This window comes from Nostoc sp., assembly GCF_036919615.1.
Classification (GTDB): Bacteria; Cyanobacteriota; Cyanobacteriia; order Cyanobacteriales; family Nostocaceae; genus Nostoc.
Map to the genome: position 1 here is coordinate 228,188 of NZ_JBALCN010000097.1, position 16,733 is coordinate 244,920.

Here is a 16,733-nt window from a genome sequence, read left to right on the forward strand (position 1 = left end):
AGAACTTCAGAACTCAGGACTTAAGACTCAGGACTACTGAACCACTTAAATATTCCACGCGCTCAAGACGGCATAAGCCTAATAATCACTACATGTTTGGTCTAATTGGACATCTGACTAGTTTAGAACACGCTCAAGCGGTAGCTCAAGAATTGGGATACCCAGAATATGCCGATCAAGGGCTAGACTTTTGGTGCAGCGCCCCGCCGCAAATTGTCGATAGCATTATTGTCACCAGTGTAACTGGGCAAAAAATTGAAGGACGGTATGTAGAATCTTGCTTTTTGCCAGAGATGCTAGCTACTCGTCGGATCAAAGCCGCAACACGCAAAATCCTCAACGCCATGGCCCATGCACAGAAGCATGGTATTAACATCACAGCTTTAGGCGGATTTTCCTCAATTATTTTTGAAAACTTTAAGTTAGAGCAGTTTAGCCAAGTCCGCAACATCAAACTAGAGTTTGAACGCTTTACCACAGGAAACACGCATACAGCCTACATTATTTGTAAGCAGGTGGAAGAAGCGTCGAAACAACTGGGAATTGATCTGTCAAACGCGACTGTTGCCATATGTGGGGCAACTGGGGATATTGGTAGTGCAGTTACACGCTGGCTAGATGCAAGAACAGATGTTAAAGAACTTCTGCTGATAGCCCGTGACCAAGAACGTCTCAAAGAGTTAGAAGGCGAACTGGGACGGGGAAAAATCATGGGTTTGACAGAAGCACTACCCCAAGCTGATGTGGTAGTTTGGGTTGCCAGTATGCCCAAAGGCGTGGAAATTGACGCCACGACTTTGAAACAACCTTGTTTGTTGATTGATGGTGGCTATCCTAAAAACTTAGCAACGAAAATTCAGCATCCTGGTGTACACGTGTTAAATGGTGGAATTGTAGAGCATTCCCTGGATATTGACTGGAAAATTATGAAAATAGTCAATATGGACGTGCCAGCCCGCCAGTTGTTTGCTTGTTTTGCCGAATCAATGCTGCTGGAATTTGAGAAGTTATACACGAACTTTTCGTGGGGACGCAATCAGATTACCGTAGACAAAATGGAGCAGATTGGTCGGGTATCAGTGAAACATGGATTTAGACCGCTGCTGGTTTAACAGTTAAGAGTTAGGAGTAGAGACGCGATTAATCACGTCTCTCCAGGAGTTAAGAATTAATAACTTTCATAAGTACATATCTTCTAATACCTAACTCCTCATTCCTGACTCCTCACTCCTAACTCCTCACTCTGAAAAACTCATAACTCGTAATTCATAACCCCTACGATGGCAACTACCGAGCGTAAACCGCTACTGTTAGATTTTGAAAAACCCCTAGCAGAACTTGCAACACGAATTGATCAAATTCGGCAACTTGCAGAAGAAAATGGCGTCGATGTTTCTGGTCAAATTCGTCAACTAGAAACACGCGCCATGCAACTGCGTGAGGAAATTTTCACTAGTCTATCCCCGTCCCAGCGATTGCAAGTCGCTCGTCATCCGCGTCGCCCCAGTACTCTCGATTACATTCAGGCTATTAGTGATGAATGGATGGAGTTGCATGGCGATCGCTGTGGTGGTGACGATCCGGCTTTAGTTGGTGGTGTCGGTCGTCTGAGTGGGCAACCTGTGGTGATGTTGGGTCATCAAAAAGGTCGCGATACCAAAGACAATATTGCCCGTAACTTTGGAATGCCTTACCCTGGCGGCTACCGCAAGGCGATGCGGTTGATGGAACACGCCAACAAGTTTAGTATGCCAATACTAACTTTTATCGACACGCCAGGAGCTTGGTCTGGCGTAGAAGCAGAACACCAAGGTCAAGGAGAAGCGATCGCCTACAACTTGCGGGAAATGTTCTGCTTAGATGTGCCAATTATCTGCACAGTCATTGGTGAAGGTGGTTCCGGTGGCGCACTCGGTATTGGCGTAGGCGATCGCCTGCTGATGTTTGAACACTCCGTTTATACCGTCGCCACTCCCGAAGCCTGTGCCGCCATTTTGTGGAAAGATGCTGGTAAAGCTCCCCAAGCCGCCGTTGCTCTGAAAATTATTTCCCACGACCTGAAAAAGTTGGGAATTATCGACCAAATACTGCCTGAACCCACTGGTGGTGCTCATTCCGACCCATTAAAAGCCGCTACCACTCTTAAGCAAGTGCTGCTGGAAAATTTGGACGAACTCAATCGTTTAACAGCTCCAGAACGCCGCCAACTGCGGTATGAAAAATTCCGCAAAATTGGTGTTTTTACAGAAGTTGCCCACTAACAGCACTACATAATGATTGATTAGCCGAACTGCGATGCTATAATTGCCTATGTGCTTAAAGATTTTTAACAATCTAGCCATAGGCATTTGCATATTTACAAATTTACTCAATTTGATTGGGTAGGTTTTGTATTATTAAGTAATCTAATTTGAGTGGACGGCGTGGTTTTCCAGACGGGGATTTGTTGTCTTCACTGGTAAAACTCACAAGATACACGACTATTGAACAGCATTATAGCAGTTGTTTAATGGAATTCATCAGATTTTTAGATTCCTTTAATATATCCAAACCGAGAAGTGTGAATAATGGGGTGGTAAGTGCGAATCGTTGCCTAGAAACTAAAAATCCATAAGGGTTTTGAGGATTAGCCGCAAGGTACAGAACCTTCTCCCAAAAAGGGAGAGGCTGCACCTTGATAACTGAATGACCATGTAGGTGAGAGTAAGTATCCTAGAAACCTCAAATCCTACCCCGTAGGTGCAACGGTGAAAGTATCACCCCCAGGTTTGAGACTAGCCATCAAAGCCTGAAGCGGGGTGAAAAGGTGCTATTACTGACAGCCTAAGTTGGTAAGCATCAAGCAAAGTACCCATGAGTAAAGCCACGGCTTGAAGATGCTATTTAATCGTCGTAACCGTTAACCAGCGAAATAAGGCTTAATGCGCTGGAGCTAAAAGGCAAAGGATACGGAGTTGGCAAGTTTGCCATTGACCAATAAGCACATCCCATAAACCCGGCGAAAAGCATCACTCTAAAGGTACATAGTATGGTCATTCGGAACGATATAACCTTTCGTATGCTCTCAGGTAGTCAAATACCTGAGTAGGTGCTAACCGTATGCAGCGAGTAGGGGAGATTAAATCAGAAGCGAACGTCTGGGGTCAGAAGCGAACGTCTGGGGTAATACCCAGAATATGCTGACAGATTTACGGTGATTTGGATGATAAAGTCTCAAGTAGTGAGTATATATGTCTAATACACAGTCTCAAAAACTGATGGTGGAATGGCACAAAATAAACTGGCGTAAGCTAGAGCGTAATGTGTATAAGCTCCAAAAGAGAATTTATCAAGCCTCTGCCCGTGGTGATGTAAAAGCATATCGCAGACTCCAAAAGACGTTGATGAAGTCATGGTCAGCAAGAGCTTTAGCGGTTCGTAGAGTTACCCAGGATAACCAAGGGAAAAAGACGGCTGGCGTAGATGGTGTTAAATCGCTGACTCCAAAGCAACGTCTAGAACTGACTCAAAAATTAAACCTGGGGACAAAGGTTAGCCCAACTAGGCGGGTATGGATTCCTAAGCCCGGAACGGAAGAGAAGCGACCTTTAGGCATACCTACAATGAAAGACCGAGCCTTGCAAGCGCTTGTCAAACTGACACTAGAGCCAGAATGGGAAGCACGATTTGAGCCTAACTCATACGGGTTCAGAATCGGACGCTCATGCCATGATGCGGTAGATGCAATATTTAATGCAATCAAGCTCAAACCAAAATTTGTACTTGATGCCGACATATCAAAATGTTTTGACCGCATCGACCAAAAAGCACTGCTAAGAAAATTAAATACATCCCCCACCATTCGCCGACAAGTTCGAGCTTGGTTAAAAGCGGGGGTGATGGACGGCAAGCAGTTGTTTCCAACATCTGAGGGTACGCCACAGGGCGGGGTCATTTCCCCGTTACTGGCAAATATAGCCCTACATGGGATGGAAGAACGGATTAAGCAATTTGCAGAAACGCTGAAAGGAAGTAAGCGGGATAACCGCAGTCGCCTAAGTTTAATTCGTTATGCCGACGACTTCGTGATTCTCTACGAAAACATAACCATAGTCCAAAGATGTAAAGAGATTATCTCTGAATGGCTAAATGGCATGGGTTTGGAATTAAAGCCCAGTAAAACGAGACTTACTCACACCCTCAACCAATATGAGCAAGAAAAACCAGGGTTTGACTTTCTTGGTTTTAAGATACAACAATTTCCAGTAAGAAAGTATCACTTGAAGCAAGGTTTTAAAACAATCATCACCCCAAGCAAGCAGAAACAGAAGGTACATTACGACCAAATCGCCAGTATTATTGAAGCCCATAAGTCAGCACCGCAAGCGGCGCTAATCAGCCATCTAAACCCAATTATTAGGGGATGGGCAAACTACTACGCGACTGTAGTAAGTAAGAAAAATTACTCAGATATTGACAACCTCATATACCAAAAGTTAAACGCTTGGGCAAAACGCTGCCACTCCAAAAAGTACTGGAAATGGGTGTCAAAAAGGTATTGGCAGTCCATAGGCGGTGATAACTGGGTATTCGCAACCAGGAAGGAAGGTTTAACCCCACTTCGGTTACTAAACCATGCCGACACGCCAATAGTGCGTCATGTGAGAGTTAAAGGCGAATCGTCACCATACGACGGTAATCTGGTTTATTGGAGTACAAGAATGGGTAATAACCCAGAAATGCCAAGTAGAATTTCAAAACTCCTGAAAAAGCAAAAAGGGAAATGTACTCACTGTGATTTGTTCTTCCGTGAAAACGATGTGCTAGAAGTTGATCATAAAATCCCCAAATCGCAAGGTGGTAAGGATATTTACGATAATTTGCAACTTCTACACAGACATTGCCACGATACAAAGACAGCCTTAGATGGCAGTCCTGGCACAAAATCTGGCTGTAATAGTGCCGAGCCTAAGCCCACCAGAAAACTTGAAAAAGTCGAGGAAAAATGGGTAATGAGGTATGCGTGACAAGCACCAAGTCATTGAGGAGCCGTGTGAGGTAAAAGCCTCACGCACGGTTTTGAAGACCAACGGGGTTGGTGACAACCTCATTGAGTTTAATTGGACTTTGGGAACTGCCAAAAAATTGGGAGACACCATGAGTGTTGAGCAAAAACGACGCGCCCTGATTACTGGGGCTAGTAGTGGAATTGGGAAAGCAACGGCTTTAGCCTTTGCAAAAGCGGGAATAGATGTGGCTTTAGTCAGCCGTTCTTTGGATAAATTAGAGGTGGTAAAAGAAGCTCTACAGCATAGTGGGGTGGAAGCGAAAACTTACGCTGTAGATTTAGCACGGCTGTTTGAAGTCAAAGAAAAGATCCAAGCGATCGCCCTTGACTTTGGTGATATAGACATTTTGGTAAACAGTGCTGGCATAGCCTATACAGCTACTTTGAGCGAAACCCCTGTAGAGGACTGGCAGCAGGTAATTGATTTGAATCTTACCAGCGTGTTTCAGTGCATCGTGGGGATTTTACCTTCAATGCGCGATCGGGGCACAGGCACAATTATCAACATCACCTCAATTGCCGCCAAGCAACCGTTTCCCAATTGGGGAGCATACAGCGTCAGCAAAGCTGGTTTGATCGCCCTCTCTCAAACCCTGGCACAGGAAGAACGCACCCACGGCATTCGTGTCACAGCTATTTGTCCTGGTGCAGTCAATACCGAACTTTGGGACACAGAAACAGTCCATGCCAACCTAGACCGTTCCAAAATGTTAACCCCGGAAATAGTAGCTCAGTCAATTCTCCACACAGTCTTGTTACCACAACAGGCAGTTATTGATGAATTGACTCTAATGCCCAGTGCTGGCGCACTCTAATTGCGAAGTTAGAAGTTAGGAATTAGAATTTTTAACTCATAACTCATAACTCCTAACTAAATCAAACCATAACCAAGACTTAATCATGACTATTGCTAGTTCCAACGGTTCCAATTGCTCTCAATCACCTCTGATTCCCGACTTGGCAGAAGCCATAACTCCTAGACCGGATCGCAATACCCATAATGGGCGACAAGCGGATGTATTCCCGCCAACAGAGGAACAGATGGAGGAAATGAAGGACGCCGTGCGGACACTAATATTGGGAGTTGGGGAAAACCCCGAACGCGAAGGACTCCTCAAAACACCCAAGCGAGTGGCCGAGGCAATGCGGTTTCTTACCAGTGGCTACAACCAATCCCTTGAAGAACTCCTTAATGATGCCATCTTTGATGAAGGGCATAGCGAGATGGTACTAGTTAGAGATATTAATTTCTTTAGTCTATGCGAACATCATATGCTGCCATTTATGGGTAGAGCACATGTTGCTTATATCCCAAACCAAAAAGTTGTGGGATTGAGTAAGCTGGCCCGCATTGTTGAGATGTATTCTCGCCGCTTGCAAGTACAGGAAAGGTTAACCCGCCAAATTGCCGAAGCAATTCAGACGATTCTAGAACCTCAAGGCGTCGCCGTAGTGATGGAAGCTAGCCATATGTGTATGGTTATGCGGGGCGTCCAGAAACCAGGTTCTTGGACTGTTACCAGCGCAATGGTTGGTGTATTTCAAGAGGAGCACAAAACTCGCGAAGAATTTTTTAACTTGATTCGCCACCAAGCGGCGTTCTTTTAACATGAGTTCGACGGCTCATATAGTGTGCGCCTAATTAGCTGAATCAAAAAACCTTTAAGAGGTTTTACTACGCAAAACCGTCTCTCTCCGACTCGGAGCTACGGTGTATACACAAGTCGAAAAAAGCTCGATTTCTCATTGTTCTCTCGTTCCCATGCTCTGCATGGGAACGGCCGATTAGAGGCTGTAAAAACCAACATCAGCTACAATCCGCTTGGGTTAGCGCCAAAGACCGATTATCATTTTGATTTATCTGTATATTTCATCCCTCTCCTAAGAAACCGTATTTGCTTCGGGCTGGGGAACAAGCTCAAAACCTAAAGCTAGAGCTTTTTTCTGGAGGTTATTGACGACTCGTTCTTGGTAACGTTGTTCATAATAATCCATGCTAGGATCTTGATAGTCACCTCCAGATATCCAAAGTCGGTAGAAAATTCGTGCTAACTTATGAGCAGTAGCAGTGATCGCTTTGGGTGTACCCAGGCGAGAACGTAAACGACGGTAAAAAGCACGACTCGGCAGAATTACTCTTGCCTGTTGTTTGTTGCCATTCGGAAAGCATTGGTAGCCGGGTTGACAACAAGGCGAGTTTTAGAAATTTTAATTTTACCACTAGTAATGCGATTGCAAGGGCAAAGACCAAGCCAAGAAGTAAAGTGTTTAACAGTTGGGAATCGGGTAGGATCTAAACCGACCTCCGAAATAATGGTTTGCACTGTTAGGATACCAAGACCATCAATGGCCCTGAAGTCCACACCACTAATTCGGTAAAAATGGGTACGTAAATCAAAAGCAGGTTGATTGCCTTGGGGTTTATGGCGGGGGTGCTTTAGTTGTGGAAGCGGAGATTCATTCAAATTAACTCTGTTGCTAAATTGAGCCAAGCACTCCTGTATTTGGCGATCGCAAGCTGCTAAGCTAGAACACATCTAATTTGCATATTAAAATTTTCTCAATATCTTGTGGGGTAGGCAACATGAGCGCCCTGATTATGCAATTTGAATGCCGATTAGCTTATCTGAGTTTGATAAACATCGTACAGATGTAGTTCTTGTTGGAGTACAAAGATATGCTCACTGCGATAATCTCCATTCAACGCGGCGGCAATTTCTGCTTCCGAGCGTTTAGCGCGGTAATGCTTTTTAGCTGCCAAAATTTGTGGGTCTGTTTCTCCAGCGGTGATTGCTCGAATAATTGCCATGCCAGTAATACCAGTGATATCGCTGACTACTTTATGCAGTTGCACGTTCATCTGGGTTAAAACATGAGTGCATCCGTTGAATGTGAATACAAGCACTTTTGATGGAGACTATCCCGGTGGCGGATATAACTTTGCAATACACAAATCTGGTCTTCCGGGCGAAAAGAACCAGACAATAATCCATAACTATGCAACTGTTGCAACCATTGGCAATCTAAAACATCTGTTTTACGTCCAGGCAATGTTTTAACGTGATGGGCGTTGACAAGTTTAACTTCAAAGCCCCTTGTCTCCAAGATTTGAAACAATGCAATCCAATACACCCCCGTTGATTCCATTGCTACAGTTTTCACGCCACATTCAGCCAACCAATCAGCTAGAGCATACACGGTCTTAACTGTCAGGACATAATAAAAGTGTAATTTTTTTCGGTGCTTCTTAATTTTGTTTCTTCCATCCATAACGGAAGCGATAGCGTCCGTAAACAGCTTCTGTTACTCTCTAAAAACTTTTGCCTTTTCTGAATTCTAGAGCTTTTGTATAGCAAGCAATTGCGCGATTATTTTCTAACATATTGATGCTAAAGTTTAAAACCAGTTTTGCCTTTTCCCACTGACAATCCCTGACCATTGAACTTTTTTTTCTTTCTCTCGGCGGTAAGAAAAGAAATGCTCTGGAGTTTGGAAAGTACAGTAAGGTGCGATCGCAATTTGTTCTGCATTAATTCCCATGTTTTCCAGTTGTAAGGTATTCACTCGCCGGACATCCAGCCGTACCTTTCGCGGATTGGGATCTTCTAGTAAGGGTGAATTTGGTAGCTCATGTAATGCAATTATAATTTTTTGTTCGTCTTCATGTGGTATAATACTAGCTCCGATTTCAGCAGCCACTTCGATAGAGACTTGGTAAACCTCACCAGCGATCGCCGGGCCCATCGCAATGCGTAAATCATCGAGTTTGCTGCCTTGAGATTGTAGTCGAGCGATCGCTAGGGGCACAATCTTCTTGGCAGTCCCCCGCCAGCCTGCGTGTAATGCTGCCACCCGTCCAGTTTGCACATCCCCAATCAGCACGGGTGTACAATCTGCACTAGCTACCCAAACAGCTTGTAGAGGCTGTTCACTAATTAAACCATCCGCCGATACTAAATCCTCCCCAACAGTGCTTAAGAAGCTTTCAACTTCTTGGGGGGTGAGAACAGTATTGCCATGTACCTGCTTTAAGCGATAGACTGATGCCTCAGGTTGCAATACTTCTGTGATAACTTGTGGCGATCGCGGCCAAAAATGCTGGGTAAAGAAGCCGTGATCCCAACGTTCCAGAATACTACAAGTTAGATAGGGCAGTCCTTCCCAATTGTGCCAGTGCCAAGTGTGCATCTTCAACCAAACCTAAACAGAAATCACTCATCAGCCAATCAATGCTAACTTGAACAACGGAATTTGGGTTAACTGCTGTGGGATTTAATCTGCAAAACTTGGAAGCAGCCTTGAAAGCAGGGCGTAAGTATACATATTTACCATTTTCTCTCCACTTTTTTGAAAGTGTCTCCTCAACTAACCAAACCCTCTGGAACTTACTCAACCAAGGGGCTATCTCAGGAACAGTAGTAATCGCAACTGTGCAATCTGCTGGGCGGGGACAATGGGGACGCCAGTGGATTTCTCCGGTTGGGGGATTATATATTTCCGTGGCGATTTCTTTCAACCACAAAATAGAGGCTACTGACAGCTACCAGCTAACTTTCGCTACTGCTTGGGGAATTGCGTCTCAATTGCGTCAGTGCGGTGTAGATGTTGGGATAAAATGGCCCAATGATTTAGTTTTAAATAGTCGCAAACTAGGCGGCATTTTGACAGAAACCAAAGTAAACCAAGGACAAATCACCCAAGCAGTAATAGGTGTTGGGATTAATTGGACAAACCCAGTACCAGAAACTGGAATCAATCTGGAATCGTGGCAAGCTTCCCAAGATTTCAAACCAATTTCTTGTCTGGAAATGCTAACCTCTAAAGTCTTACTGGGAATAGAATCCGGTATGGAGTGCCTTTGTCAAGAAGGAGTAAAGGTACTCTTGTCTGGCTATCTAGATTTGCTTACAAACATGGGCGATCGCGTATACATCAATAATCTTTCAGGTACAGTGGTTGGGGTGACTCTTCAAGGAAATTTACGAGTTGATTTGGAAACAGATGATACAAAGGAACTAATTACACCGGAAATTTATATTGAACCCGGTACAATCAGTTTGGGGTACCATAAATCTTCCGTTTAAATTTGAGGTTTGTTTAAAATTTCCCTCTTTGGGCAAGACAAACCACTAGCATCATCTCTTTAGGCTAATTACACACAACTGAGAGAACAAATGACGCAGCGCAATAATTCTGCCCCTCATCGTTTGCATTACTTATGGCAGCAAGGTCTGACGAAAAAACGGTTTGCCTCAACGCTACCAGCTCAGAGCCTCTGTTGGCTGAGTAGCGTCAGCCTCCTTAGCGGCGGCTTTGTGTTTGCCCAAACGGAAGCACAAATAGACAACATCGTTCCGACTGTTGAAAGTTCCCAACCAACAGCAGTTACAAATCCAGTTAAAAAACAGGCTGTAGCACCGGAAGCTGCTCAAGTGCAACCGGAATTTTCCCAACGACGAGCCAGACTCAGCCAGAGATTACATAAGCCAAAGGTTGCTCAATCAAAAGAGCCAGTTAGGCAATCTACACCTAAAATCGAAGCTGCCCAAGCTGTTGTGATTATCAGACAGTCAAAGCCCAAAGTAGAAGCCTCCCAGGTTGCTCCTGTAAGGGTGAGACCGGAAAAACCCAATACCCCTGCCCGCTCTTTACCTGAAAAACCTCCAGAAGTTGCTCAACCAGCAAATAACTCGAACAGCACTGTCAGTGCAACGGCGGGGAAAACCAAGGATTATAATAACGCCTATATTGATCCTAATAGTTATGACAGTGGTGCTACAGGTATTTATCAAGCACCAAATTCCGTAATTCTCACAGAACGCTCCAGTGGTTGTCGAGCCATCTTGCCGTCAGGGCAAAGCGTATTAGGCGGCGTTTGTGCCAAAGTACCCCAAAGGAGTGTAGCTGATTCAAATGGTAAACCAGCACCTAATTGGCTCAGAAGAAGTCAAAATGCACAATTACCAGTAGTTCCACCCGTGCGGCAGATTGCAACTACTGGCAACACCAGCAGATGGCGTCCTACTGAAAGTGGTTCTAGTGGTGTCACCAAGAGCGCATTTCGCCCGAATCGGTTTATCCCGAATCCCGGCGAGTTCAGCCCCACAACAGTGAGTGCAACTCCCATCACGCCCAGTGGCGGGACTTTACCTCCACCAATGGCAGATGGCAACATTGCACCCCGCCCCAGCAACGTAGCTTACGATTTCTCATTGGCATCAGTATTGCCGCAAATCCCCTACACTGGAGCAGTCGCCTATAGTGGTACGGGAATGATGTATCCACTGTCTATTCCCGCTCCCATTACCTCGTTGTTTGGTTGGCGAATTCATCCAATCACAGGTAATCAACGCTTCCATGCTGGTACAGACTTGGGTGCACCTACGGGAACCCCAGTTTTGGCAGCTGCTGCTGGTCAAGTGGAAACTGCTAACTGGGTGGGTGGTTATGGTTTAACCGTTATCCTGAATCACAAATCTGCTGAACAAACTCTCTACGGTCACATGTCAGAAATCCTTGTTCAACCTGGTCAGTGGGTACAACCTGGAACTGTCATCGGGCTAGTTGGCAGCACTGGGAACTCCACAGGTCCTCACCTGCACTTTGAAGTCCGTCATCTCACACCGGATGGGTGGGTTGCTACTGACCCAGGTGTGCAATTACAGTCCGCCCTCAGCCAGTTAGTGCGAGGCTTACAAACAGCTCAGGTAAGCCAGCAACCAGGCAGCTAGATTGGGAATCTTGGATTTTGGATTTTAAATTTTAAATTAATCTAAAATCCAAAATCTAAAATCTAAAATTCAGAGATACCCGTGTTCTGCTAAGAATGCGGGTGTAATGCCATCTATACTACTGTCATCAGGGGCTGTGGTGCGTGGGTTGCCAGAGTAAAGGAATTTTTCCACGTATTTGCCGAAAATATCCCCTTCTAGATTTACCAAACTGCCAGGAACCAAATAGCGAAGATTTGTCTCGGCATAGGTGAGGGGAATTACCGCCACTTTGAATTGGGATTCTGGCTCATATGCGGCTACTGTGAGGCTGATGCCATTAACGGCAATACTACCTTTGGGGACAATGTACCGGGCGATCGCATCGGATGCAGTAAAGGTCATTTCCCAAGAACTAGCTGTTTGTTCTGCCACTAGCAATCGACCTATGCCGTCTACATGACCCATCACAAAATGACCGCCAACTTTGCTGCCCACCCTTAGCGACGCTTCTAAATTGACATATTTCTGTTGCGTTTGCTCACCTCCTAACGTGGTGCGGCGTAGCGTTTCCGGTGAAGCCGTGGCGATAAACCCGTCGTTTAAAACTTTTTCTACTGTCAGGCAAACGCCATCTACTGCAACACTGTCACCATAAGTCAAATCTTGCATAATTACTTCACCCGGTTGGCTTACACAAGTAATTTGCCAAGAATCACCCCCTAAGGGTTCCATCGTTCCTAATGCCTGGATTAATCCTGTAAACACGGCTTTTTTGTCAAACTAACTCTATTTATGGCCTAATTTTGGTTGAAATCAATTGGTAATTGTCACAGAAATCTCGAGCATCCAAGTATATTTTCTGACTTTTTCTCGTATAGGAATATTAACACATTAGCATCCTTCACAAGGCATACTTGGGTAAGAAGGTTATTGTCTAAGAAGACCAATTTGACTTACTCTGGTTTTCACCACAAGTTCGGAGTTTAATAGAAGCAATTATAGAGAACAAATGCTTATGTTTATTACTCTCACCAAACCGCCCAAAAAGGGGTACTATTTGTTACACAGCATCCAAGGCTCTCAAAGGATTGTAGAGGCTTAGCCAATGATTGAAATGAAAGTCGCTGGCATAGCATTAGATGCCATAACCCGCAGCCCGATCGTACTTTTGAAAGATTCTTCAGATCGGCGGGCTTTGCCAATTTACATTGGTCAGGAACAGGCTAAAGCAATTATGGGCGCACTGGAGAATCAAAAGCCTCCCAGACCTTTAACCCACGACCTGATTGTGAATCTTCTAGAGACTTGGAATATGACTCTAGAAAAGGTGATCATTCATTCACTGCAAAAGGATACATTTTATGCAGCTTTAATCGTCCAGCAAGGTGAGGTCAAAAAAGAAATTGATGCGCGTCCTAGTGATGCGATCGCCATTGCCCTCCGTACAAATACCCCTATATGGGTAATGGAAGAAGTTATTGCCGATGCTTCTATCCCTGTTGATCGCGATGCAGATGAAGCCGAACAGCAAGCCTTCCGTGAATTTATTTCCAATCTCCGTCCTGAAGATTTGATCAAGCGCTTTGGTAATGGCGACAGCTAGGCCAATTTTAGATTTTGAATTTTGGATTTTAGATTGAAGGAAAAATCTAAAATCTAAAATCTAAAATCTAAAATTGAATGGCTCCTAACTTTGTTAAAGATGCAATACCGACGTTTTGGGAAAACGAATCTGCGCCTCTCGGTTTTTTCTCTGGGAACAATGCGCTACCTGGCTTCTTTTGAAAATGCTCACCAGACTATCGAACAAGCCTTAGCGCTAGGAATTAATCATCTAGAAACCGCCAAAGGTTACGGCAAAAGTGAGGAGTATCTTGGTAGGGCGCTAAAAGCTGGGTTGTCAGTACCCCGAACGAGGCTTCACGTCACTACCAAAATCTCAGCCACAGCAGATGCTGACTCCATGCGTCGGTATATCGATGAATCCTTAGAACGATTACAGCTAGATTATTTAGATTGCTTAGGTGTTCATGGCTTGAACACTTGGCAACATTTGGAGTGGGTGCAAGCCAAAAATGGCTGTATGCAAGCCGTAGAGGAAGCTGTTGCTGATGGTCGAGTCCGACACGTTGGTTTTTCCACCCACGGGCCATTAGAGCTAATTCAGGCAGCAATCAATACAGATTTTTTTGAATTTGTCTATCTGCATTATTACTATTTTTTCCAACGGCACGCACCAGCGATTCAGCTAGCTGCCGAAAAGGACATGGGCATTTTTATAATTTCTCCTGCTGACAAGGGAGGACGCCTCTATACGCCACCCCAAACCTTAACAGACCTGTGTCAGCCGTATTCACCCTTAGAGCTAAGTTATCGTTTTTTACTTGCAGATAACCGTATTACTACTTTAAGTATAGGGCCAGCAAACCCAGATGAATTAAGGCAACCTTTGCGAATAGCTGACTATGATGGAGAGTTAACATCAGCAGAAATTTCTGCTTTACAGAAATTAGAAAATCACCAAAAAGTTGCTTTGCAAACTGAGAAGTGTAGCCAGTGTTATGCTTGTTTACCCTGTCCAGAAAATATCAATATTCCTGAGGTGTTGCGGTTACGTAATCTTGCCGTAGCATACGACATGAAAGATTATGGACAATATCGTTACGGAATGTTTGAAAATGCTGGTCACTGGTTCCCTGGAATGAAAGCCAACCGCTGTACAGAATGTGGTGACTGTTTGCCTCGGTGTCCAGAAAAGTTAAATATTCCAGCTTTATTGGAAGATACTCACCAAAAATTAAGTGGGAAAGCAGGTAGGAGATTATGGGATTGACACTCTTCTGATTTCTATAGCGATTCTTAATTGGATGGAATACAGACCTAACCCCCAACTCTAACGCTTGTAGCCTTGGAGGGTAAGATTTTAAAGCCTCTCTCTTTTTATGTTTTGCGCCTATCACAGCATCACAGCCCATAAAAATGTAAAATTAATAAAGATTAAATAAAGTCAGGAAGATCCGCTGCACCTGGGGTATCTCGTCCAAAAAAAGATGAAAATTAAAAAAAAAGAAATGTCCTGCGCCAATCACTGACGGTTTTCCGCTACAGTGGACGGGCTGTAAGCTTAGTATGGACTACTAGCCGATCGCTTACTATTCTTCTGGCTAGTTTAACTTTAGTCGCTGGTCTTTTACCGGCGGCGATATCCTACATCAGTAAATTAATTGTTGATGCAGTGGTATTTGCATCTCAAGTTAACTCACACAATGGTTTTGTCAATATTTATCCCTCGCTATTTTATGTAGGATTAGAAGCGATCGCTATAATTTTACAAGCAGGCAGTCAGCGGGGAATCATCATTTGTCAGTCGTTATTGCGGGCGCTAATGGGTCAGCGGGTAAATGTACTTATCTTAGAAAAAGCGCTGACACTGGATCTTAGGCAGTTTGAAGACTCAGAATTCTATGACAAATTGACCAATGCCCGACGAGAAGCATCAGTTCGTCCTCTTTCTCTAGTAAGCCGCACCTTTGGGTTGGTGCAAAGTGCCCTTTCTCTGATCACCTACGGTGTTTTGCTAATAAATTTCTCAGTTTGGGCGTTGGTGGTACTGGTTTTGGCAGCTATGCCTGTATTTATTGCGGAAACGAAATTTGCTGGAGAAGGCTTTCGCTTGTTTAGTTGGCGTGCGCCAGAAACTCGTCAACAGAACTACTTAGAAAATCTCCTAGCGAGGGAAGATTTTGTCACAGAAGTCAAACTCTACCAGCTAGGAGAGATGCTGCTAGAACGTTACCGTAATCTGTTTGATCAACTCTATGGTGAAGACCGCGATTTGACTCTGCGGCGAGGACTGTGGGGATATCTCCTGAGTTTAATCAGTACTGGTGCTTTTTACCTAGCTTATGCTTGGATTGTGCTGGAAACAGTGCTAGGTAAGATTTCTTTGGGAGATATGACAATGTATCTCACTGTGTTTCGCCAAGGACAATCTACTTTCTCCAATGCCCTCACTTCTATTGGAGGGATGTATGAAGACAACCTATATCTATCAAATCTCTATGATTTTCTAGAAGAAGAAGTACCAAAGTCTTGGGGTAAGGCAACCATTGGTTTAGATTCCCAAGATGGTATTCGTTTTGAGAACGTATCATTTACTTATCCAGGAAGTTCCAAGCCAGCCTTGAGAAACATTTCGCTGCATTTGAAACCCGGAGAGAAACTGGCAATTGTAGGTGAAAACGGTTCTGGAAAGACTACCTTAATTAAACTACTTACCCGACTCTACACGCCTGACTCTGGGCGAATTTTCTTAGATGGCTTGGATTTGCAGGAATGGGATGTGGATGTGCTGCGGCGTCGCATTGGTGTGATTTTTCAAAACTTTGTCCGCTACCAGTTCACTGTGGGTGAGAACATTGGCGTGGGTGATGTAGAACATCTCAAAAACAAAACTCACTGGCAAACTGCTGCCCAAAAAGGCATGGCCCAATCTTTTATTGACCAATTACCCCAAAGCTTCCAGACTCAGCTTGGTCGTTGGTTTAAGGAAGGACAGGAACTTTCTGGGGGACAGTGGCAGAAAATTGCCCTGTCTCGTGCTTTTATGCGATCACAAGCAGATATCTTAGTGTTGGATGAACCAACATCGGCAATAGATGCCCAAGCTGAGTTTGAGATTTTCAATCATTTTCGCGCTATTACTCAAAATCAGATGGTACTTTTGATTTCCCATCGCTTCTCGACGGTACGGATGGCTGACAAAATCGTAGTTATAGAAAACGGTGAAGTTATAGAACAGGGAACTCACAAGGAATTATTACAGCTAGGAGGACGTTATGCCAAGTTGTTTCAGTTACAAGCAGCTGGTTATCAATAGCAAAGGGGGCTAGCAGTTACTTTGTGAATTGAGATAGCGATCACCTACCTTGTCAAAGCACCTAGCCCCTTATCCAACTACGTTAGACTGTTCG

13 protein-coding genes and 1 pseudogene are annotated in these 16,733 nt (G+C 44.4%); 10 read left to right on the forward strand and 4 right to left on the reverse strand.

Going from position 1 to position 16,733, the window contains the following annotated elements; all coding sequences use genetic code 11:
* Window positions 1–92: 92 nt before the first annotated feature.
* From V7K48_RS29490 to folE, 5 genes are all read left to right on the forward strand, one after another.
* Window positions 93–1,112 carry a long-chain acyl-[acyl-carrier-protein] reductase gene (locus V7K48_RS29490; RefSeq protein WP_335077988.1) on the forward strand — a complete coding sequence of 340 codons (1,020 nt, stop codon included), beginning with the start codon at window positions 93–95 and terminating at the stop codon, window positions 1,110–1,112.
* A gap of 168 nt (window positions 1,113–1,280) precedes the next feature.
* Window positions 1,281–2,261: an acetyl-CoA carboxylase carboxyltransferase subunit alpha gene (locus V7K48_RS29495; RefSeq protein ID WP_334978112.1), complete on the forward strand. Its 981-nt coding sequence runs from the start codon at window positions 1,281–1,283 to the stop codon at window positions 2,259–2,261.
* A gap of 969 nt (window positions 2,262–3,230) precedes the next feature.
* Window positions 3,231–5,006: a group II intron reverse transcriptase/maturase gene (gene ltrA / locus V7K48_RS29500; RefSeq protein WP_335077989.1), complete on the forward strand. Its 1,776-nt coding sequence runs from the start codon at window positions 3,231–3,233 to the stop codon at window positions 5,004–5,006.
* Between the two features lie 130 nt (window positions 5,007–5,136).
* Window positions 5,137–5,862: an SDR family oxidoreductase gene (locus tag V7K48_RS29505; RefSeq protein ID WP_335078076.1), complete on the forward strand. Its 726-nt coding sequence runs from the start codon at window positions 5,137–5,139 to the stop codon at window positions 5,860–5,862.
* An 85-nt stretch (window positions 5,863–5,947) separates the two neighbouring features.
* Window positions 5,948–6,655, forward strand: coding sequence for a GTP cyclohydrolase I FolE (folE, locus tag V7K48_RS29510; protein ID WP_335077991.1), 708 nt, complete (start codon window positions 5,948–5,950; stop codon window positions 6,653–6,655).
* A 524-nt stretch (window positions 6,656–7,179) separates the two neighbouring features.
* Here the strand turns inward: folE and V7K48_RS29515 are convergent.
* From V7K48_RS29515 to pgeF, 3 genes and pseudogenes are all read right to left on the reverse strand, one after another.
* Window positions 7,180–7,584, reverse strand: a complete 405-nt coding sequence (locus V7K48_RS29515) for a transposase (protein WP_335077993.1) — start codon at window positions 7,582–7,584, stop codon at window positions 7,180–7,182.
* A gap of 83 nt (window positions 7,585–7,667) precedes the next feature.
* A pseudogene (locus V7K48_RS35235) lies at window positions 7,668–8,245 on the reverse strand (IS110 family transposase); the annotation flags it as partial.
* A 198-nt stretch (window positions 8,246–8,443) separates the two neighbouring features.
* A complete protein-coding gene (gene pgeF / locus V7K48_RS29530; RefSeq protein ID WP_335077999.1) occupies window positions 8,444–9,235 on the reverse strand; it encodes a peptidoglycan editing factor PgeF in 792 nt (263 codons plus the stop codon).
* Between the two features lie 77 nt (window positions 9,236–9,312).
* Between pgeF and V7K48_RS29535 the strand changes: the two genes are divergently transcribed.
* Together V7K48_RS29535 and V7K48_RS29540 are read left to right on the forward strand one after the other, a co-directional pair.
* Window positions 9,313–10,131, forward strand: a complete 819-nt coding sequence (locus V7K48_RS29535) for a biotin--[acetyl-CoA-carboxylase] ligase (protein WP_335078001.1) — start codon at window positions 9,313–9,315, stop codon at window positions 10,129–10,131.
* A gap of 90 nt (window positions 10,132–10,221) precedes the next feature.
* Window positions 10,222–11,778 carry a peptidoglycan DD-metalloendopeptidase family protein gene (locus V7K48_RS29540; RefSeq protein WP_335078003.1) on the forward strand — a complete coding sequence of 519 codons (1,557 nt, stop codon included), beginning with the start codon at window positions 10,222–10,224 and terminating at the stop codon, window positions 11,776–11,778.
* 69 nt (window positions 11,779–11,847) lie between these two features.
* On the opposite strand, the gene V7K48_RS29545 is transcribed toward V7K48_RS29540, so the two are convergent.
* Entirely contained in the window at window positions 11,848–12,525 is a 678-nt protein-coding gene (locus tag V7K48_RS29545; protein ID WP_335078005.1) for a riboflavin synthase, read from the reverse strand.
* 340 nt (window positions 12,526–12,865) lie between these two features.
* Here V7K48_RS29545 and V7K48_RS29550 point away from each other — a divergent pair, with 340 nt between their 5' ends.
* From V7K48_RS29550 to V7K48_RS29560, 3 genes are all read left to right on the forward strand, one after another.
* The gene (locus V7K48_RS29550; protein ID WP_334979556.1) at window positions 12,866–13,363 is read left to right on the forward strand and encodes a bifunctional nuclease family protein; all 498 of its coding nucleotides are present in this window, start codon (window positions 12,866–12,868) and stop codon (window positions 13,361–13,363) included.
* 99 nt (window positions 13,364–13,462) lie between these two features.
* Entirely contained in the window at window positions 13,463–14,593 is a 1,131-nt protein-coding gene (locus tag V7K48_RS29555; protein ID WP_335078007.1) for an aldo/keto reductase, read from the forward strand.
* A 243-nt stretch (window positions 14,594–14,836) separates the two neighbouring features.
* Window positions 14,837–16,639: an ABC transporter ATP-binding protein gene (locus V7K48_RS29560; RefSeq protein ID WP_335078078.1), complete on the forward strand. Its 1,803-nt coding sequence runs from the start codon at window positions 14,837–14,839 to the stop codon at window positions 16,637–16,639.
* Window positions 16,640–16,733: the final 94 nt, after the last annotated feature.

Coding starts and splice junctions, on each gene's coding strand:
- V7K48_RS29490 (WP_335077988.1), top strand. CDS start 93: ATGTTTGGTCTAATTGGACATCTGACTAGTTTAGAACACGCTCAAGCG.
- V7K48_RS29495 (WP_334978112.1), top strand. CDS start 1,281: ATGGCAACTACCGAGCGTAAACCGCTACTGTTAGATTTTGAAAAACCC.
- ltrA (WP_335077989.1), top strand. CDS start 3,231: ATGTCTAATACACAGTCTCAAAAACTGATGGTGGAATGGCACAAAATA.
- V7K48_RS29505 (WP_335078076.1), top strand. CDS start 5,137: ATGAGTGTTGAGCAAAAACGACGCGCCCTGATTACTGGGGCTAGTAGT.
- folE (WP_335077991.1), top strand. CDS start 5,948: ATGACTATTGCTAGTTCCAACGGTTCCAATTGCTCTCAATCACCTCTG.
- V7K48_RS29515 (WP_335077993.1), bottom strand. CDS start 7,584: ATGTGTTCTAGCTTAGCAGCTTGCGATCGCCAAATACAGGAGTGCTTG.
- pgeF (WP_335077999.1), bottom strand. CDS start 9,235: ATGCACACTTGGCACTGGCACAATTGGGAAGGACTGCCCTATCTAACT.
- V7K48_RS29540 (WP_335078003.1), top strand. CDS start 10,222: ATGACGCAGCGCAATAATTCTGCCCCTCATCGTTTGCATTACTTATGG.
- V7K48_RS29550 (WP_334979556.1), top strand. CDS start 12,866: ATGATTGAAATGAAAGTCGCTGGCATAGCATTAGATGCCATAACCCGC.
- V7K48_RS29555 (WP_335078007.1), top strand. CDS start 13,463: ATGCAATACCGACGTTTTGGGAAAACGAATCTGCGCCTCTCGGTTTTT.